Origin of the sequence: Psychrobacter sp. I-STPA6b, assembly GCF_020662265.1 — a bacterium.
In the GTDB taxonomy this organism is placed as follows: Bacteria; Pseudomonadota; Gammaproteobacteria; order Pseudomonadales; family Moraxellaceae; genus Psychrobacter.
In genome coordinates, this window is record NZ_VEWM01000132.1 from 60,986 (window position 1) to 79,053 (window position 18,068).

Consider the following 18,068-nt stretch of genomic DNA (forward strand, 5'->3'; position numbering starts at 1 on the left):
CATCTTGAGTTCTTATGATTAAAAAGCAAAAATCGACAGCCGTACGCCTCATACAGTATCTGTTTAGCATTTTACTAGCAGGTCTGGCTTTTATTGTCATTTTAGTACTGGCTGTCCCCATTGGTTTTTATGGTATGGCAATGTATGTAGAGCCAAGTTTGCCCAGTATTGATGATATGACGGCTGCGCATTTTGAAATGCCTCTACAAATCTACAGTCAAGATGATAAGCTCATCGGACAGTATGGAAATCGCATGTCTTTGCCTGTCTCATACGATGAAGTGCCTAAAAACTTAGTGAATGCCTTTCTAGCTGCAGAAGATTCTACTTTTTTTGAGCATAGTGGCATCAGTATTAAGGGTCTGGGACGTGCTGTTACTGAAGTTGTAACCAGTGATGATGAGCAAACTGGTGGCTCTACCATCACCATGCAGGTCGCTAAAAACTACTTTTTATCACCTGAACGTACTTTAAATCGTAAATTAACTGAGCTGTTTTTAGCGCGAAAAATTGAGGATCAACTTAGTAAACAGGAGATTCTGACTCTATATGTCAATAAGATTTACTTAGGTGAAGGTGCTTATGGAATTCGAGCAGCGGCCAAAAAATATTATAGTAAGTCTCTTGATAATTTAACCATCGCAGAAATGGCAATGTTGGCTGGTCTGCCAAAAGCCCCTTCTAAATATAATCCAGTCGCTAATCCAGAACGTGCTTTATTGCGTCGCAACTGGATTTTGGGGCAGATGCTCAGGTATGGCTATATTAATCAACAAGAGCATGATCATGCTGTTGCATCACCAATAGGGTTAAATCTCTATCAAGAAAAGCTTGATGCAAATATGCCATATCTAGCAGAAATGACTCGCTATACTTTGGTTTCACGTTATGGTGATAATGTCATCAACTCTGGATGGCGTGTTCGTCTCACTGTTAATAGTCAAATACAGCAACAAGCAGAAACCTCATTAAAGCGTGGACTTATTAACTATGACCAAAGACATGGATGGCGTGGCGCTGTTGCTAATGATGAACCATTAAGCAACTTCTCCGCTTATGGCAGCATTCAGCCTGCAAAAGTAACCAGAGTTCGTTCGCGTAGTTTTGAAGCATCATTAGCATCAGGAGAGAGCATTACTGTCAATTGGTCAGGTATGCGTTGGGCAAAAAAATACTATTCAGCAAATAGGACTGGCAACTACCCTTCTTCTGCCTCACAGTTGGTTAAGAACAACGATATCGTATATGTCATTCCCAATCAAGATAAAAGCAGTTGGCAGTTAACACAAATACCAGCGGTGCAAGGTAGCCTTGTAGCTCTTAATCCAGATACAGGTGCTCTTGAAGCATTAGTAGGTGGTTTCGATTTTCGTCAAAGTAAATTCAACCGTGCAACACAAGGTTGGCGACAACCTGGCTCAACCATCAAGCCACTTATCTATGCAGGTGCATTAGAAAAAGGCTATCGCCCAGATAGTCTTGTATCAGATAGTCCATTACAAGTTGGAAACTGGAAACCAAGAAACTCCGATGGGCGCTACTATGGCGATATTCCACTACGTAAAGGGTTATATTTGTCTCGAAATCTTGTATCTATTCGTTTATTAAACTCAATTGGTATTACAACTGCTCGACATTTATTAAATCAGTTTGGTTTAGATCAAGATAAAATGCCTACAACTCTTTCATTAGCGTTAGGTGCGGGACAAGCAACCCCATTACAAATGGCAACGGCTTACTCAGCTTTTGCTAATGGTGGACATCGCATCCAACCTTATTTTATTGCACAAATATATGACTACAATAACCGACTAGTCTATCAAGCAAATCCTGCACAAGCATGTGCACTGTGTTTTAATAAAAAACTGGATCAGACAAATGAACAATTACTAAAACAGTATAATGCGAAAGAGGCAAAAATAGCTGAAACACTTGACTCAATGGTAGAAGAACAAGCTGCTCAAGCAGAAAGTATTATAGACACCTCAACTGAAAACACTTCCAATAGTGCTATCTATGATGCTACACCAGCCTCAGATCGTCTACGTGCACCTGCTGTGCAATATAATGTTGCCAATCAAGCGCCTCGCATATTAAGCTCTTCTGTTGCCTATGAAATGGCAGATATTCTGCGCGATGTCGTACGACGCGGAACAGCAACCAAAGCAAAAGTACTTAATCGCTCTGATATTGGTGGTAAAACAGGTACAACTAATGATACCAAAGATGCTTGGTTTGCAGGATTCCAACCTACGCTAGTTTCTATTGTCTGGGTAGGCTTTGACCAACCTTCAACCTTGGGAAGAAGAGAATATGGCGGTACAGCAGCACTGCCTATTTGGATAGACTTTATGCGGACACAATTAAAAGACAGACCTCATCAATGGGTATCTATTAATAACCAAGCAAAGTCTAAAAAACAGCAACAAGAAATTATAGATATAACCGATAATGGTGAAGTGGTTGTGCAGACTCAATCAGATGATTCAACTGAATCACAAGAAAATGCTACAGAGAATCATACACCACCACAGGCAACAACCAAACAACGACAAGCTCCCAAACCGAAGCCAGCACCTGTTCATCAACCAGAACAGAGAAGAGCAACGCCATCTCCTCAACAGCAATCTAGACCAACAGAAGCACCAGCTCATCACTCGACTGAAGCGAATACTCAACCGCAACGTAGCACTCCTTTAACAGTCACTCCTGTTGATGAGTTGCCACCTTTGGATAATTAATCAGATTTATTTTACAGCGCTCTATTTTGCATATTACATACTAATGCCAAAACAAGGAAAACACCTTTGTTTTGGCATTATTCTGATATTATAGTCAAAGTCATACCACATCATCTGCTTAATCATTCTTTGACCATATTTAAATTTAATACTCCTGCATTCCTGCCCGTAAAGCATCTATCAAGTCCATAAACTCCTGTCGCCAACCTCGTATGGTTTGTTCATCTGGCAACCATTGATTAGACAAGGTAACCACATTTACTATTAAATCACCTCCTGAAGCAACCTCTGTTAAAGGCAGCTCTGGTTTTGGTGCAAACTGACAACGCTGATATGCATTGAGTATATTTGCCAACACCCCAACCTGCTTGACCTGTTTTAATCTTTCTAGCTCTGGAGACACAAAGGTTTTCTCTGCCAGTTTTTCCTCTAAATATTCAATGGATGGTGCAGTAACTTCAATACGATAGAACTGAGCTAATTCTTGTAAGAATGCAAAATATGCACCTTGTAGGTGAAAGATAGCTGTTTCACAGCTTGCCTGATATATCTGTTTATCCACTGCCTGTACAGCCTGTTTGCAAGCTAAACGGCAAAAATAAAACTTCTGGTTTGTACGATCTGCTTGATAGCGGGCAACACGATTTTTACCTGACATACTTTAAACCCTTATTATTCTGCTAAAGCTCAATGATAGAATATAAACCATAAAAAAAGCCAGCAAAGTGCTGACTTTCTTAATATATCTTTTATGCCTTTATAAGTCGTATTGATTTATGGTCATCAATACTTAATAACTACTCAGCGCCTTTATCTTGGCTTAGCTCTTGGGCAAATGCTTCATCAAAACTGCTAAAGTCTTGAGACGTTGTTACTGGCGCATCAAATGCAGCATCTAATGCACTATCAACATCATATGACGCTTCATTGGCTTTCTTCTTACGTGATTCATGATACGCCAAACCTGTACCAGCAGGGATAAGTCGACCAACTACCACGTTTTCTTTTAAGCCACGAAGCTCATCCACTTTACCAGTCACTGCGGCTGCAGTTAGAACACGCGTCGTTTCTTGGAAAGAAGCAGCAGAAATAAAGCTTTCTGTTGCCAAGCTGGCTTTAGTAATACCTAATAACTGACGCTCAAACTGAACAGGGAATTTATCTTCACTGATTAGTTTATCATTTAAAACTTTCACATCAGCATATTCAACTTGGTCACCTTTGAAGTAGTTTGAGTCACCACCATCTGTCACTTCTACTTTACGTAACATTTGGCGAATAATGACTTCGATATGCTTATCGTTAATTTTCACCCCTTGTAGGCGATAGACATCTTGTACTTCATTAACGATATAGTTCGCAAGTGCAGTTTCACCTTTTAACCGTAAAATATCATGTGGGTTTAATGGACCATCAGAGATAACCTCACCACGCTCTACCGTCTCATTTTCAAAGACGTTAATTTGACGCCATTTTGGTATTAACTCTTCATGAGTTTCACCATCTTCGTTGGTGATAATAAAGCGGTTTTTACCTTTAGTTGCATTACCAAAACTTACTACACCTGACATTTCTGCCATGATTGCATGGTCTTTTGGACGACGTGCTTCAAACAAGTCAGCAACACGAGGCAAACCACCAGTAATATCTTTCGTACCAGATGTTGCTTGTGGTACACGACCCAACACTGAGCCTGCGGTGACATCTTGTCCATCACTCACACGAATCACTGTCTCTGCTGGTAAGAAATAAACGACTTCTTTGCCTTCAGGTGTATCTAAAATAACGGCTGGACGCAAGTCTTTACCAGTACTTGGACGGTCTTTAGCAGCTAGGATCTCAAATGAGCTCATACCTGTTGCATCATCCACTTTTACAGTGGCGGTCATGCCTTCTGTAATATCACTAAAGCGTGCTTTACCAGCAAACTCTGTAATAATTGGGTGAGTATGCGGATCCCATTTAGCGATGGTCTGTCCACTCTCAACTGTATCAGAGTCTTTCACCATGACAGAAGAGCCATAAGGTACTTTATAACGCTCACGCTCACGACCTAAGTCATCAGCAACGCCAATTTCAGCAGAGCGAGAAACCACAACCAAATGACCGTCAGCATGTTCTACAGTTTTCATATTATGGAAGCGAATTTCACCAGCATTACGCACCGCCACGCTGTTATCTACAGAAGTAGAACTTGCTGCACCACCCACGTGGAAAGTACGCATGGTTAACTGTGTACCCGGCTCACCGATAGACTGCGCTGCCATAACACCAACAGATTCACCAATATTGACTTTATGACCACGAGCCAAGTCACGACCATAACACTGTGAGCACACACCATGTGCAACGTCACAAGTAATGACTGAACGTACCCATACTTCATCAATACCTTGTTCGTTCAGTACTTCAACCCAATGCTCGTCAATCAATGTGCCAGTTGGTACAACCACTTCACCAGCTTTATTAATGGCATCTTGTGCAGCAACACGACCAAGTACACGATCACCTAGCTTTTCAATAACTTCTCCACCTTGAATATGTGGAGTCATTAACACACCTTTATCTGTACCACAATCATCTTGAGTAATAACCAAGTCTTGTGCCACATCAACCAAACGACGGGTCAAATAACCTGAGTTTGCCGTTTTCAATGCAGTATCAGCCAGACCTTTACGTGCACCGTGTGTTGAAATAAAGTACTGTAAAACAGTCAAACCTTCACGGAAGTTTGCCTTAATTGGGGTCTCAATGATAGAGCCATCTGGTTTTGCCATCAGACCACGCATACCAGCAAGCTGACGAATCTGAGCCGCACTACCACGAGCACCTGAGTCTGACATGATATAAATCGAGTTAAATGACTTCTGCTCTTCTTCTTCACCTTGAGCATTAATCACTTTATCAGTTGCTAAGTTATCCATCATCGCTTTAGCAACTTTATCATTAGTACGTGACCAGATATCAACAACTTTGTTATAGCGCTCACCAGCAGTCACAAAACCTTGTGCAAACTGCTCTTCAATTTCACGTACTTCTTCATCTGCAGCTTCAATAATGGCTTTTTTGGCTGGTGGAATAACCATGTCTTCCATACCAATAGATACACCTGATAAAGTTGCTTGCGCAAACCCAAGGTACATCAATTGGTCAGCAAACATAACACTGTCTTTTACACCAAGCTTACGATAGCAAGAGTTTAATAGTCCAGAGATGTTCTTTTTGGTCATCTCTTTATTACACTCATCAAAGGCCATACCTTTTGGCATGATGTTCCAAATTAGCAGACGTCCAGCCACCGTATCTTTTAAGCTGGTTTGCTGAGTTTCGTTACCGTCTTCATCAACGACTGTTTCTGTCACACGCACTTTAATTTTAGCATTAACGTGTAAATCATTAGAGCCAATGGCACGTAATGCTTCATTCACAGTTGAGAATATCATGCCTTCACCTTTGGCATTGATAGACGAACGGCTAATATAGTACAAACCCAATACAACGTCCTGCGATGGTACGATGATTGGATCACCGTTTGCAGGAGATAGAATATTATTGGTTGACATCATCAAAGCACGAGATTCAAGCTGTGCTTCAAGGGTTAATGGCACGTGTACTGCCATTTGGTCACCGTCAAAGTCGGCGTTAAATGCAGTACAAACCAATGGATGCAACTGAATCGCTTTACCTTCAATAAGTACAGGTTCAAATGCTTGTAAGCCCAGACGGTGCAATGTCGGTGCACGGTTTAGCAATACAGGGTGTTCGCGAATAACCATCGCCAACATATCCCATACTGGTGGCTCTTCACGCTCAACCATTTTCTTGGCTTGCTTAATGGTCGTTGCAATACCATGTGATAATAGCTTAGCGTAAGTAAATGGCTTAAATAATTCTAATGCCATTTTCTTTGGTAGACCACACTGATGTAGACGTAATGTTGGACCAACAACAATCACTGAACGACCAGAGTAATCAACACGTTTACCCAATAAGTTCTGACGGAAACGACCTTGTTTACCTTTGATCATATCTGCCAAAGACTTCAATGGACGTCTGTTACTACCTGTAATTGCGCGACCACGACGACCATTATCTAATAACGCATCTACTGATTCTTGCAACATACGTTTTTCGTTACGTACGATGATATCAGGCGCATTTAGCTCAAGCAGACGCTTTAAGCGGTTATTACGGTTAATGACTCGACGATATAAATCATTCAAGTCAGAAGTCGCAAAACGTCCACCTTCAAGAGGAACAAGTGGGCGTAAGTCTGGTGGTAGCACAGGCAATACTGACATGACCATCCACTCAGGCTTATTATTTGAGTCACGGAACGCTTCTAATAGTTTTAAGCGTTTTGACATTTTTTTCAGCTTAGTCTCAGAGCCTGTTTGTGGAATCTCTTCACGTAGCTCATCAATCTCAGCATCCAAGTCAATGTCTTTTAGCAAGTCTTGAACAGCTTCTGCACCCATTTTTGCGATGAACTCATCACCAAATTCTTCTAGTGCTTTATAATAATCTTCATCATCTAATAGCTGATATTTTTCCAGACTGGTCATACCAGGATCTGTCACAATATAGCTTTCAAAATATAAAACACGCTCAATATCACGCAAGGTCATATCAAGTAACAAACCAATACGGCTAGGCAGTGATTTTAAGAACCAAATATGTGCAACAGGGCTGGCTAAGTCAATATGCCCCATACGATCACGACGGACTTTGGCAGTAGTGACTTCAACACCACATTTTTCACAAATCACACCTTGGAACTTACGGCGTTTATATTTACCACATAAACACTCAAAGTCTTTTACTGGACCAAAAATCTTGGCACAGAATAAACCATCACGCTCAGGCTTAAAGGTACGATAGTTAATCGTTTCAGGTTTTTTAACTTCACCATGAGACCACGATTTGATGGTCTCAGGGGCAGCTAATGATATCTGAATGCTATCAAATTCACGTTTGCCATTATCGGCAGGGCTTTTCATAATATCGAGTAAATCTTTCAAGCGTCTTCTCCGTTATCTTTGTTTTAGTCTTACTAAAGTCTTCTACAGTTTTGATAATTCTTTTGTTTTATTAATAGATGATTAATAAAACAAGCTCACTATAAACCAACTTCTACAAGACCAATGAAGGCTATGAATGGGTTGGGATTGGAATATATTTGCGTACTTTCTACCCGACAATGAAGTCGTGATATATCAAGAGTCAGTAAGCCAGTTTAGAGTAACTGATAAATATCATCACTTTATGACTTACTGCCTCTTAATAATATCTCTTTACTTATTGTCTTTTAGCTCAATATTAATACCCAGCGACTTAATTTCTTTGGTTAATACATTAAATGATTCTGGCATACCAGGATCCATATACTGCTCACCATCAACAATGTTTTTGTACATACGTGTACGACCTTCAACATCATCAGACTTCACAGTCAACATCTCTTGTAGCGTATAAGTAGCACCATAAGCTTCTAATGCCCAGACTTCCATCTCACCGAAGCGCTGTCCACCAAACTGAGCTTTACCACCTAGTGGTTGCTGTGTCACTAATGAATAAGAACCTGTTGAACGAGCATGCATCTTATCATCGACTAAGTGATTCAACTTCAGCATATACATATAGCCAACGGTTACAGGGCGGTCAAACTTCTGTCCTGTACGACCATCATATAATGTCTGTTGTCCAGTTTTTGATAGATCTGCCAACTCAAGTAACTCTTTGATTTGACTTTCTTTTGCACCATCAAATACAGCTGTACCCATTGGCACACCACCGCGTAGATTATTGGCAAGTGTAATGATGTCATCATCACTCAAACTATCTAAATCTACTGGCTCACCGCCAACTTTATTATAGATTTTATCTAAAAACTCACGTAAATCTGCTACAGCAGCTTGTGCTTTTAGCATACGGTCAATCTTATCACCAAGACCTTTAGCCGCCATACCTAAGTGAGTTTCTAGTACCTGACCAATATTCATACGTGAAGGTACACCCAGTGGGTTTAACACGATGTCGACAGGATTACCATGCTCATCATAAGGCATGTCTTCAATCGGCATAATACGAGAAACGACACCCTTATTACCATGACGACCTGCCATCTTATCACCAGGCTGAATACGACGTTTCACTGCTAAGTAGACTTTAACGATTTTTTGTACACCATGTGCTAAATCATCACCCGCAGTTAGTTTGCGTTTTTTCTCAGCAAACTTCGTCTCAATATCTTCTTGCTTGTCACTCAAGAAGTCTGCAATTTGGGTTAAACGCTCTGCGATTTCTTCTTCTACAGGCTGGATATCCAATAATGTTTCAAGGCTCATTTCGCTTAGCTCAGCAAGACCTAAAGTTGTACCAGACTTTAAGCCTGCACCACCACTGATTTTTTGTCCATCAAGTAGTGTACCAATACGACTACGAGCTGCTTCTTCAAAAATACGAAGCTCTTCTTTTAAGTCTTTACGGTAACTATCAAGCTGAGCTTTTTCAATGGCTTTCGCACGGCTGTCTTTTTCTACACCATCACGAGTAAAGACCTGTACATCAATGACCGTACCTTTGGTTGATGAAGGCACACGTAAAGAAGTATCTTTCACATCGGCTGCTTTTTCACCAAAGATTGCCCGCAATAGTTTTTCTTCAGGGGTTAATTGAGTTTCACCTTTTGGTGTCACTTTACCTACTAAGATATCACCAGCATCAACCTCTGCACCGATATAAACAATACCAGCTTCATCTAGGCTTGATAAGGCTGCTTCACCAACGTTTGGAATATCAGCCGTAATCTCTTCTGTACCTAATTTGGTATCACGAGCCACACAAGTCAATTCTTGAATATGAATGGTAGTGAAACGGTCTTCTTTAACCACACGCTCAGATAATAAAATTGAGTCCTCAAAGTTATATCCGTTCCATGGCATAAATGCCACACGCATATTTTGACCCAATGCCAACTCACCTAAGTCAGTAGAAGGACCATCTGCTAAGATATCACCACGAGCAATCTCATCACCTTGGTTAACGATAATACGTTGGTTAATACAAGTATTTTGGTTTGAACGGGTATATTTAATTAGGTTATAAATATCAATACCTGCCTCACCCGCTTGCATCTCATCTTCATGAACACGTACAACAATACGTGAAGCATCAACGTCTTCAATGACACCACCACGTTTTGCAATCACACAAACACCAGAGTCACGAGCCACGTGACGCTCCATACCAGTACCAACTAAAGGCTTATCTGTACGCAATGTTGGTACAGCCTGACGTTGCATGTTTGAACCCATCAAAGCACGGTTCGCATCATCATGCTCCAAGAATGGAATCAGACTAGCAGCAACAGAAACAACCTGACGAGGTGAAACATCCATATGCGTCACTTTATCACTTGGCATACGTACAGATTCACCGTAGCTACGTACCATAACCATATCTTCAGACAACTCACCTTGCTCATTCATAGGTGAATCTGCCTGTGCAATCACAGTACCAACTTCTTCGATGGCAGATAGATACTCAATATCATCGGTTACTTTACCATCAACCACTTTACGATAAGGTGTCTCTAAGAAACCAAAGCTATTGGTACGAGCATAAACTGCCAATGAGTTAATCAAACCAATGTTTGGACCCTCTGGTGTCTCAATCGGACATACACGACCATAGTGAGTATCATGAACGTCTCGAACCTCAAAGCCTGCACGCTCACGGGTCAAACCACCAGGACCTAAAGCAGAAACACGGCGCTTATGGGTAATCTCAGATAATGGGTTGTTCTGATCCATAAACTGTGACAACTGGCTTGAGCCAAAGAATTCTTTAACAGCTGCTGCCACAGGTTTTGAATTAATCAAATCTTGCGGAGATAAGTTATCAGATTCAGCTGAGCTTAAACGCTCTTTAACTGCACGCTCAACACGTACCAAACCAACACGGAATTGGTTTTCAGCCATCTCACCTACTGAACGAATACGACGGTTACCTAGGTGGTCAATATCATCAACCTCACCTCGACCATTACGAATTTCTATCAGCTCTTTTAAAACATCAATGATGTCTTCATTTGAAAGAACGCTCTGCTCACGCTGTACATCAGGGTCATCAGAGTTCTCAAAAGGACGACCCAAACGACGGTTAAACTTCATCCGTCCAACATTAGATAAATCATAACGATCTGCATTAAAGAACATGCTTTCAAACAATTTTTCAGCCGTATCTAGTGTTGGTGGCTCACCTGGACGCATGACTTTATAAATCTCAACTAGCGCTTCTTCACGGCTAGCAGTGCTATCAGCACGTAGTGTGTCAGCAATATAAGTACCATGGTCAATATCATTGGTGAATAGAATACTAAACTCAGTGAACTCATCACCCAATGCGCTTAACTTCACTAACAACTCATGGTCAATTAACGTATTCGCACGAGCGATGACTTCATCATTCACCACAATATCTTCTGCTAAAATACGCTCATACAAGTACTCATCTGGCACTGCCAGCTTCTTCATACCCGCCTCTTCAATTTGGCGAATACGACGTGCATTGATACGCTTGCCCTGCTCAACAATCACATCTCCAGCTGGAGAAACGATATCAAACTGTGCCATCTCTCCACGTAAGCGGTCAGGTATCAGGTCAATCTCAAACTGCTCTGCACCTTTATAAACAGCAACTTTGTCAAAGAAGATATCTAAAATTTCATTAGTTTCTAAACCAAGCGCACGTAAAATAATAGACGCTAACAGCTTACGACGACGGTCAATACGTGCATATACTAAATCTTTAGCATCAAACTCAAAGTCTAACCATGAACCACGATAAGGAATAATGCGTGCGTTATAAAGCACTTTACCACTAGAGTGTGACTTACCTTTATCATGGTCAAAGAACACACCTGGAGAACGGTGCAACTGCGATACAATCACACGCTCTGTACCATTAATAATGAATGTACCATTCTCTGTCATTAATGGCATTTCGCCCATATAAACATTCTGCTCACGAATGTCTTTGATCGCCGCTTTACTATTTTTATCTTTGCTATCTTTATCTTTGATAACCAAGCGAATTTTTACACGTAATGGAGCAGCAAAAGTAGAGCCACGTAAAATACACTCACGCTCATCAAACTCAGGCTCACCTAAATAATACTCAACAAACTGTAGCTCTGCATTTCCAGTATGACTTTCTATCGGAAAAATAGAAGAGAAGGCAGCTTGTAATCCAGTATTTTCACGACCTTTCGGCTTTTTATGCTCCTGTAAAAATTGCTCGTAGGAATCCACTTGAATTGCCAATAGATATGGTATATCCATGACATTGGGCAGCTGGGCAAAACTTTTGCGAATTCGCTTTTTTTCAGTATAAGAGTATGCCATCGAGAGTCCTTACAGTAGACAGTCAGAATAAGAAGGTTGCCAGTTAACTTGTCATATTACTTAATAATAAGGACAATCAACTAAAACAACAGAAACGAAAATATGAGAACGACCTAGCAGTTAGAAACCAAAAAGACCGTAAATATCAGATATATACGGATCAACTATAAAAGGTATACATGACTAAGTCACAGGCACGACAAAACGCCAAACATAAACTATGCTTAGCTTAAAAACAAATATGTTAGATTCACGGATGAAATCATTATGTACATGCAGATTGCCTGTCCTTTAACTTGTATTTACCCCTTGCTATTCGTGATAATAATGAATAAAACAGCATATTGTGGCACATACAAAAGGTCAAGTGGAGCATTATAATACAAAAGGGTCAGTAATGCAAATCATTACTGACCCTTGTTGTTAAATAATATTTCTATTATCTAACATATGCTTGAAGCATCAAAATAGAATTACAAAACTATTTTAATTCGATAGAAGCACCAGCTTCTTCAAGCTTCGCTTTCAACTCTTCAGCTTCTGCTTTAGATACGCCTTCTTTCAATGGAGCTGGAGCGCCTTCTACAAGCTCTTTCGCTTCTTTCAAGCCAAGGCCAGTTGCTTCACGAACGGCTTTAATAACAGCAACTTTCTTGTCACCGAAGCTTGCAAGAATAACGTCAAATTCGTCTTTCTCTTCAGCACCACCAGCAGCATCACCACCAGCAGCAGGAGCAGCAGCTAGAGCAGCAGCAGAAACACCGAATTTTTCTTCCATCATAGAGATAAGCTCTACGATTTCCATTACTGATTTTTCAGCGATTGCATCAAGGATTTCTTGGTTAGATAATGACATAGCAATTATTCCTAATATAAATATATAAATATGTTGTTAATGAATGAGCAAGCGCAATTAAGCAGCTTCTCCTTCCATTTGATCGCGTAATGCAGCAAGTGTACGAGCAAGTTTGCCAGCAGATGCTTCTTTCATAGTACCCATTAGACGTGCAATTGCTTCGTCGTAAGTAGGTAATGTCGCTAAGCGATCGATAGAAGCTGCATCAATAAACTCACCTTCAAAGGCAGCACCCTTAATTTCGAACTCTTTGTTCCCTTTTGCAAACTCTTTAAACAAACGGGCAGCAGCACCTGGATGTTCATTTGAGAACGCAATAAGAGTAGGACCAACTAGTGTATCCATTACACACTCATAGTCAGTACCAGCAAGCGCACGGCGTAACAAAGTGTTACGTACAATACGCATGTCGACACCAGCTTCGCGTGCAGTTTTACGCAATTTGGTCATGTCCGCTACTGTAACACCGCGTGAATCAGCGACTACAGCAGATAAGGCACCTTTGGCAGCTTCATTCACATCAGCAACAATTGCTTGTTTGTCTTGAAGATTTAATGCCATGGGTTGTCTCCATATTATTACTTATTAATCTCTTAATAGTAATAAACCAGTTAATAAGCTAATGTAACTAGAATGATTCAGCCACATTAGCTTGCGACTTAATACGGTGACTAGAAAAATAAAAAATATTACATTCTTATATTTTTCTTCCTCTACCGTCTGCGTAGGCCGTCTTCCATTATCATCACTGATATTAGAGTGAAACATTTACAACTAAAAATATGCCAAAAATACAATCACATTTTTATAAAAAATGACTGCCTATCTATGACCTACTCTATCGTTACCTACGGTCTTAGACAGCACAACCCGTGTGCTGAGCTAAATAATAATATCTATTAATTTAAATATTTTGTATCAATTACTTCGCCATACGGTGTGGTACTGGATCAATTGTTAGACCCGGACCCATCGTGCTAGATAGTGTAATTTTTTTGATATACACACCTTTAGAAGTTGCAGGTTTTGCACGTTTTAGGTCGCTTAATAAAGCTTTAGCATTCTCTACGATCTGCTCTGGTGTAAAACCAATTTGACCGATTGTTGTATGAATGATACCTGCTTTATCAACACGATACTGGGCCTGACCAGCTTTTGTGTTAGCAACTGCTTCTGCAACGTTAGGTGTTACTGTACCAACTTTAGGGTTTGGCATAAGACCACGAGGACCTAAAATAGTACCTAACTGACCAACAACACGCATCGCATCTGGTGCAGCAATAACAACATCAAAGTCCATGTTACCAGCTTTGATGTCTTCAGCTAAGTCTTCAAAACCAACAACATCAGCACCTGCTTCTTTAGCGGCTTCAGCAGCAGCACCTTGAGCAAATACTGCAACGCGTTTGGTTTTACCAGTACCTGCTGGTAAGTTTGTCGCACCACGTACTACTTGGTCAGATTTACGAGGGTCTACACCAAGATTAATAGCGATATCAATTGACTCTTTGAATTTTGCTGGTGGTAAATCATTTAAGATCTCAACAGCTTCTTCAAGCGTATATAATTTTTCGTTTTCAACACGCTCTTGAATCAGTTTTTGACGTTTAGTTAACTTAGCCATTTACACACCCTCCACAGTGATGCCCATTGAACGTGCAGTACCAGCGATGGTACGCACAGCAGCATCCATATCAGCAGCTGTGATATCTGCTTGTTTGGTTTGCACAATTTCTTCTAATTGAGCGCGAGTCACTTTACCAACTTTTGCAGTATTTGGTGTGCCAGAGCCTTTTGCAATACCGGCAGCTTGACGTAATAAGAAAGCTGCTGGTGGTGACTTCATGATAAATGTGAATGATTTATCATTATAAACAGTGATTTCTGTTGGAATTGGTAGACCAGGTTCCATACCAGAAGTCGCTGCGTTGAATTCTTTACAGAATGCCATGATATTCACACCTTTTTGACCCAATGCAGGACCAATTGGTGGTGAAGGGTTTGCTTTACCCGCAGGCACTTGTAGTTTGATGTAACCATCAATCTTTTTAGCCATGATTTACTCCTTTGTGGGTGATAACGCCTATTTAGTCCTAAGTTGACAACATTAAGCCCAAACTCAGCTCCCCAGTGGTTAAATTGTTTAGTCTAGTTTTTCAACTTTACTAAACTCAAGCTCGACCTGTGTGGGTCGATTAAATACATTTACTGTCAGTTGCAGTTTTGACTTTTCATAGTCAACTTTTTCAACCAGACCTTTAAAGTCAGTGAATGGTCCATCAATAACCAATACCTCTTCACCTGGCTCAAATAATGTTTTAGGTCTAGGTGTACTATCTGACTGCTTCAAGCGGTTTAAAATTCTATCAGCTTCTACTTGAGTAATTGGTGCTGGATTTTCTGGTGTACCACCAACAAATCCTGTAATACGTGGGCATTCATTAACAATATGCCATGTGTCGCTATTCATCTCCATTTGGATAAGTACATATCCAGGAAAGAATTTACGCTCACTTTTACGTTTTTTCCCATCTTTCATTTCGACGACTTCTTCGACGGGAACCAATACATCACCGAACTTATCTGCGTGTTCACTACGCTTGATACGCTCAATCAATGAGCGTTGAACTTGCTTTTCATAACCTGAAAATGCTTGCACAATATACCAGCGCATATCTCTCTCCAGAAATAATTTTTAAAACACACAAATAATAATATCTATGTTACTTAGTTACATTAATTAATGTTTATTCAATTACTTAGACATCTATTTTATTTTCAAATAGTGGTTGTCTTATAAATTTAACTCACGAAATCATATATCGTGAGTTAACGTTTTCACTTCTAAATACAATTTTAAACTAGCCAATAAATAAACCGACCAACCAATTGAAGAAGTTATCTAATAACCATACAAATATTGCCACAATACCAATAACTAAAAGTACTTGCCATGTGTATTGAAAAGTTTCTTGTTTGGATGGCCAAGTGACTCGGCGCAATTCAACGCTAGCATCTTTTAATAATACTTTAAATGCAGTACCTTGATTAGTCATCGCCAAACAAATAAAAGCAAAGACCACAAGTGCCACAATGATGCCAATACGTACCCACATATCATTTGCTAACTGCCAGTACCCTGGTAGATGCTGATTTACTAAAGTTGCACTAATCAAGCAAACTATCGCTAACAACCAAAGTACCATGTCTTTTGGTGAGCGAGTTTTTGCTACTTCAACTGCTGTGGTGTGTTTTTTTCGCTTACTAAGCAATGCTTTTGCCGTCATCTTTGCGTCAGATAACTTAGTATCGAGGTTATCTTTATTCTTGCTCATAATGAACTTGCCTTATGACTAAGATCGACCAGAAGAATTTCGCCGCTATCATGTTGAGATGAGGAAGTGCTTAGTAGTCTAAGAAATGGCAGGCGATGTAGGACTCGAACCTACAACCCTCGGTTTTGGAGACCGATGCTCTACCAATTGAGCCAATCGCCTATAAGAGTTAAGGCTGACAATTATACAAGGTTTTATGAGAATTGCAAGGTCTTATACAAATTTTTCATTCTTACGATGTTTCTTCTTGATGTAAGCGCTCTCTCCATGATGCAATAATTGTAACATATGAGTAGACTATAGTCTAAAATTTACAGGTTTGACCAGATAAGCTGATTTTATCTATCTATCAAAGGTAATGACAAAATGTAAGCACGCAACAACTTATTTAAGAATCTATTTAAAAAACTATTTAAGGAAGGTAGCACAAAAAATTAATAAAAAAAACCGCATCACACTAATGATACGGTTTTTATCTTAGGCTTTAACAGCCTAATAGTCACTGTGTATTATTAACAGCTTAGTCTTTTACTGTAGAAACAACACCAGCACCTACAGTACGACCACCTTCACGAATAGCGAAACGTAAGCCTTTGTCCATCGCGATTGGGTGGATTAGCTCTACGCTCATTTCTACGTTATCACCTGGCATTACCATTTCTGTGCCTTCTTGTAGGGTGATAGCACCTGTTACGTCTGTGGTACGGAAGTAGAACTGTGGACGGTAGCCATTTAGGAATGGCGTGTGACGTCCACCTTCTTCTTTGCTTAGTACGTATACTTCTGCGTCAAATTTGGTGTGTGGGGTGATTGAGCCTGGTTTAGCCAATACTTGTCCACGTTGTACGTCTTCACGTTTGGTACCACGTAGTAGTACACCACAGTTCTCACCTGCACGACCTTCGTCTAGCAGTTTGCGGAACATTTCTACACCAGTACAGGTTGTTTTGGTGGTAGGTTTGATACCAACGATTTCGATTTCGTCACCTACTTTGATGATGCCTGATTCTACACGTCCTGTTACGACCGTTCCACGTCCTGAGATTGAGAATACGTCTTCAATCGGCATTAGGAAGTCTTTGTCGATGTCACGCTCTGGCTCTGGGATGTAGCTGTCTAGGGTTTCTAGTAGTTCTACTACTGCTGGTTCGCCATATTGTCCGTCTGAGCCGTTTAGGGCTTCTAGGGCAGATCCTTTGATGATTGGGGTGTCGTCACCTGGGAAGTCGTAGTCACTTAGTAATTCACGTACTTCCATTTCTACTAGTTCTAGTAGTTCTTCGTCATCTACCATGTCACATTTGTTCATGAATACCATGATGTATGGTACGCCAACCTGACGTGATAGTAGGATGTGCTCACGTGTTTGTGGCATTGGGCCGTCTGTTGCTGATACAACTAAGATTGCACCGTCCATCTGGGCAGCACCGGTAATCATGTTTTTAACGTAGTCAGCGTGTCCTGGGCAGTCTACGTGTGCGTAGTGACGTGCTTCGGTGTCATATTCGATGTGACTGGTGTTAATGGTGATACCACGTGCTTTTTCTTCTGGTGCACTGTCAATTGAGGCGTAGTCTTTTGCTTCACCACCAAAGTGTTTTGCAGCTACGGTTGCGATGGCTGCTGTTAGGGTTGTTTTTCCGTGGTCAACGTGTCCAATGGTTCCTACGTTGACGTGTGGTTTGTTTCTTTCAAACTTGGCCTTTGCCATGGGTTGTTCCTCTTTTAT

11 protein-coding genes and 1 tRNA gene are annotated in these 18,068 nt (G+C 40.6%); 1 reads left to right on the forward strand and 11 read right to left on the reverse strand.

Going from position 1 to position 18,068, the window contains the following annotated elements; translation table 11 throughout:
• Positions 1–14 precede the first annotated feature (14 nt).
• Positions 15–2,741 (forward strand): PBP1A family penicillin-binding protein, encoded by a 2,727-nt coding sequence (locus tag FHK88_RS13970; protein WP_227431329.1) that lies wholly within the window; start codon positions 15–17, stop codon positions 2,739–2,741.
• A gap of 145 nt (positions 2,742–2,886) precedes the next feature.
• Here the strand turns inward: FHK88_RS13970 and FHK88_RS13975 are convergent, their stop codons facing one another.
• The 11 genes from FHK88_RS13975 to tuf form a co-directional block, all read right to left on the reverse strand.
• Positions 2,887–3,399: a DUF6586 family protein gene (locus FHK88_RS13975; protein ID WP_227431330.1), complete on the reverse strand. Its 513-nt coding sequence runs from the start codon at positions 3,397–3,399 to the stop codon at positions 2,887–2,889.
• Positions 3,400–3,538: 139 nt separating this feature from the next.
• Complete coding sequence (rpoC, locus tag FHK88_RS13980) at positions 3,539–7,762, reverse strand: DNA-directed RNA polymerase subunit beta' (protein WP_227431331.1); 4,224 nt, start codon at positions 7,760–7,762, stop codon at positions 3,539–3,541.
• 273 nt (positions 7,763–8,035) lie between these two features.
• Entirely contained in the window at positions 8,036–12,148 is a 4,113-nt protein-coding gene (gene rpoB, locus FHK88_RS13985; protein ID WP_227431332.1) for a DNA-directed RNA polymerase subunit beta, read from the reverse strand.
• A gap of 481 nt (positions 12,149–12,629) precedes the next feature.
• Positions 12,630–13,004 carry a 50S ribosomal protein L7/L12 gene (rplL, locus tag FHK88_RS13990; RefSeq protein ID WP_227431333.1) on the reverse strand — a complete coding sequence of 125 codons (375 nt, stop codon included), beginning with the start codon at positions 13,002–13,004 and terminating at the stop codon, positions 12,630–12,632.
• A gap of 57 nt (positions 13,005–13,061) precedes the next feature.
• On the reverse strand, positions 13,062–13,565 hold the full coding sequence (gene rplJ / locus FHK88_RS13995; RefSeq protein ID WP_227431334.1) for a 50S ribosomal protein L10: 504 nt from the start codon (positions 13,563–13,565) through the stop codon (positions 13,062–13,064).
• Positions 13,566–13,926: 361 nt separating this feature from the next.
• Positions 13,927–14,628: a 50S ribosomal protein L1 gene (gene rplA / locus FHK88_RS14000; RefSeq protein ID WP_227431335.1), complete on the reverse strand. Its 702-nt coding sequence runs from the start codon at positions 14,626–14,628 to the stop codon at positions 13,927–13,929.
• Positions 14,629–15,060 carry a 50S ribosomal protein L11 gene (gene rplK, locus FHK88_RS14005; protein ID WP_227431336.1) on the reverse strand — a complete coding sequence of 144 codons (432 nt, stop codon included), beginning with the start codon at positions 15,058–15,060 and terminating at the stop codon, positions 14,629–14,631. It lies immediately after the preceding gene.
• An 87-nt stretch (positions 15,061–15,147) separates the two neighbouring features.
• Positions 15,148–15,678, reverse strand: a complete 531-nt coding sequence (gene nusG / locus FHK88_RS14010; RefSeq protein WP_227431337.1) for a transcription termination/antitermination protein NusG — start codon at positions 15,676–15,678, stop codon at positions 15,148–15,150.
• 187 nt (positions 15,679–15,865) lie between these two features.
• Positions 15,866–16,339 (reverse strand): preprotein translocase subunit SecE, encoded by a 474-nt coding sequence (secE, locus tag FHK88_RS14015; protein WP_227431338.1) that lies wholly within the window; start codon positions 16,337–16,339, stop codon positions 15,866–15,868.
• Positions 16,340–16,425: 86 nt separating this feature from the next.
• Positions 16,426–16,501 (reverse strand) — tRNA-Trp (locus FHK88_RS14020).
• Positions 16,502–16,859: 358 nt separating this feature from the next.
• Positions 16,860–18,050, reverse strand: a complete 1,191-nt coding sequence (gene tuf / locus FHK88_RS14025; RefSeq protein ID WP_227429433.1) for an elongation factor Tu — start codon at positions 18,048–18,050, stop codon at positions 16,860–16,862.
• Positions 18,051–18,068 lie beyond the last annotated feature (18 nt).

Excerpts from the sequence above, each read along its gene's own strand:
- rplL (WP_227431333.1), bottom strand. The coding sequence starts at position 13,004 with ATGTCATTATCTAACCAAGAAATCCTTGATGCAATCGCTGAAAAATCA.
- rplJ (WP_227431334.1), bottom strand. The coding sequence starts at position 13,565 with ATGGCATTAAATCTTCAAGACAAACAAGCAATTGTTGCTGATGTGAAT.
- secE (WP_227431338.1), bottom strand. The coding sequence starts at position 16,339 with ATGAGCAAGAATAAAGATAACCTCGATACTAAGTTATCTGACGCAAAG.
- tuf (WP_227429433.1), bottom strand. The coding sequence starts at position 18,050 with ATGGCAAAGGCCAAGTTTGAAAGAAACAAACCACACGTCAACGTAGGA.
- FHK88_RS13975 (WP_227431330.1), bottom strand. The coding sequence starts at position 3,399 with ATGTCAGGTAAAAATCGTGTTGCCCGCTATCAAGCAGATCGTACAAAC.
- rpoB (WP_227431332.1), bottom strand. The coding sequence starts at position 12,148 with ATGGCATACTCTTATACTGAAAAAAAGCGAATTCGCAAAAGTTTTGCC.
- FHK88_RS13970 (WP_227431329.1), top strand. The coding sequence starts at position 15 with ATGATTAAAAAGCAAAAATCGACAGCCGTACGCCTCATACAGTATCTG.
- rplK (WP_227431336.1), bottom strand. The coding sequence starts at position 15,060 with ATGGCTAAAAAGATTGATGGTTACATCAAACTACAAGTGCCTGCGGGT.
- nusG (WP_227431337.1), bottom strand. The coding sequence starts at position 15,678 with ATGCGCTGGTATATTGTGCAAGCATTTTCAGGTTATGAAAAGCAAGTT.
- rplA (WP_227431335.1), bottom strand. The coding sequence starts at position 14,628 with ATGGCTAAGTTAACTAAACGTCAAAAACTGATTCAAGAGCGTGTTGAA.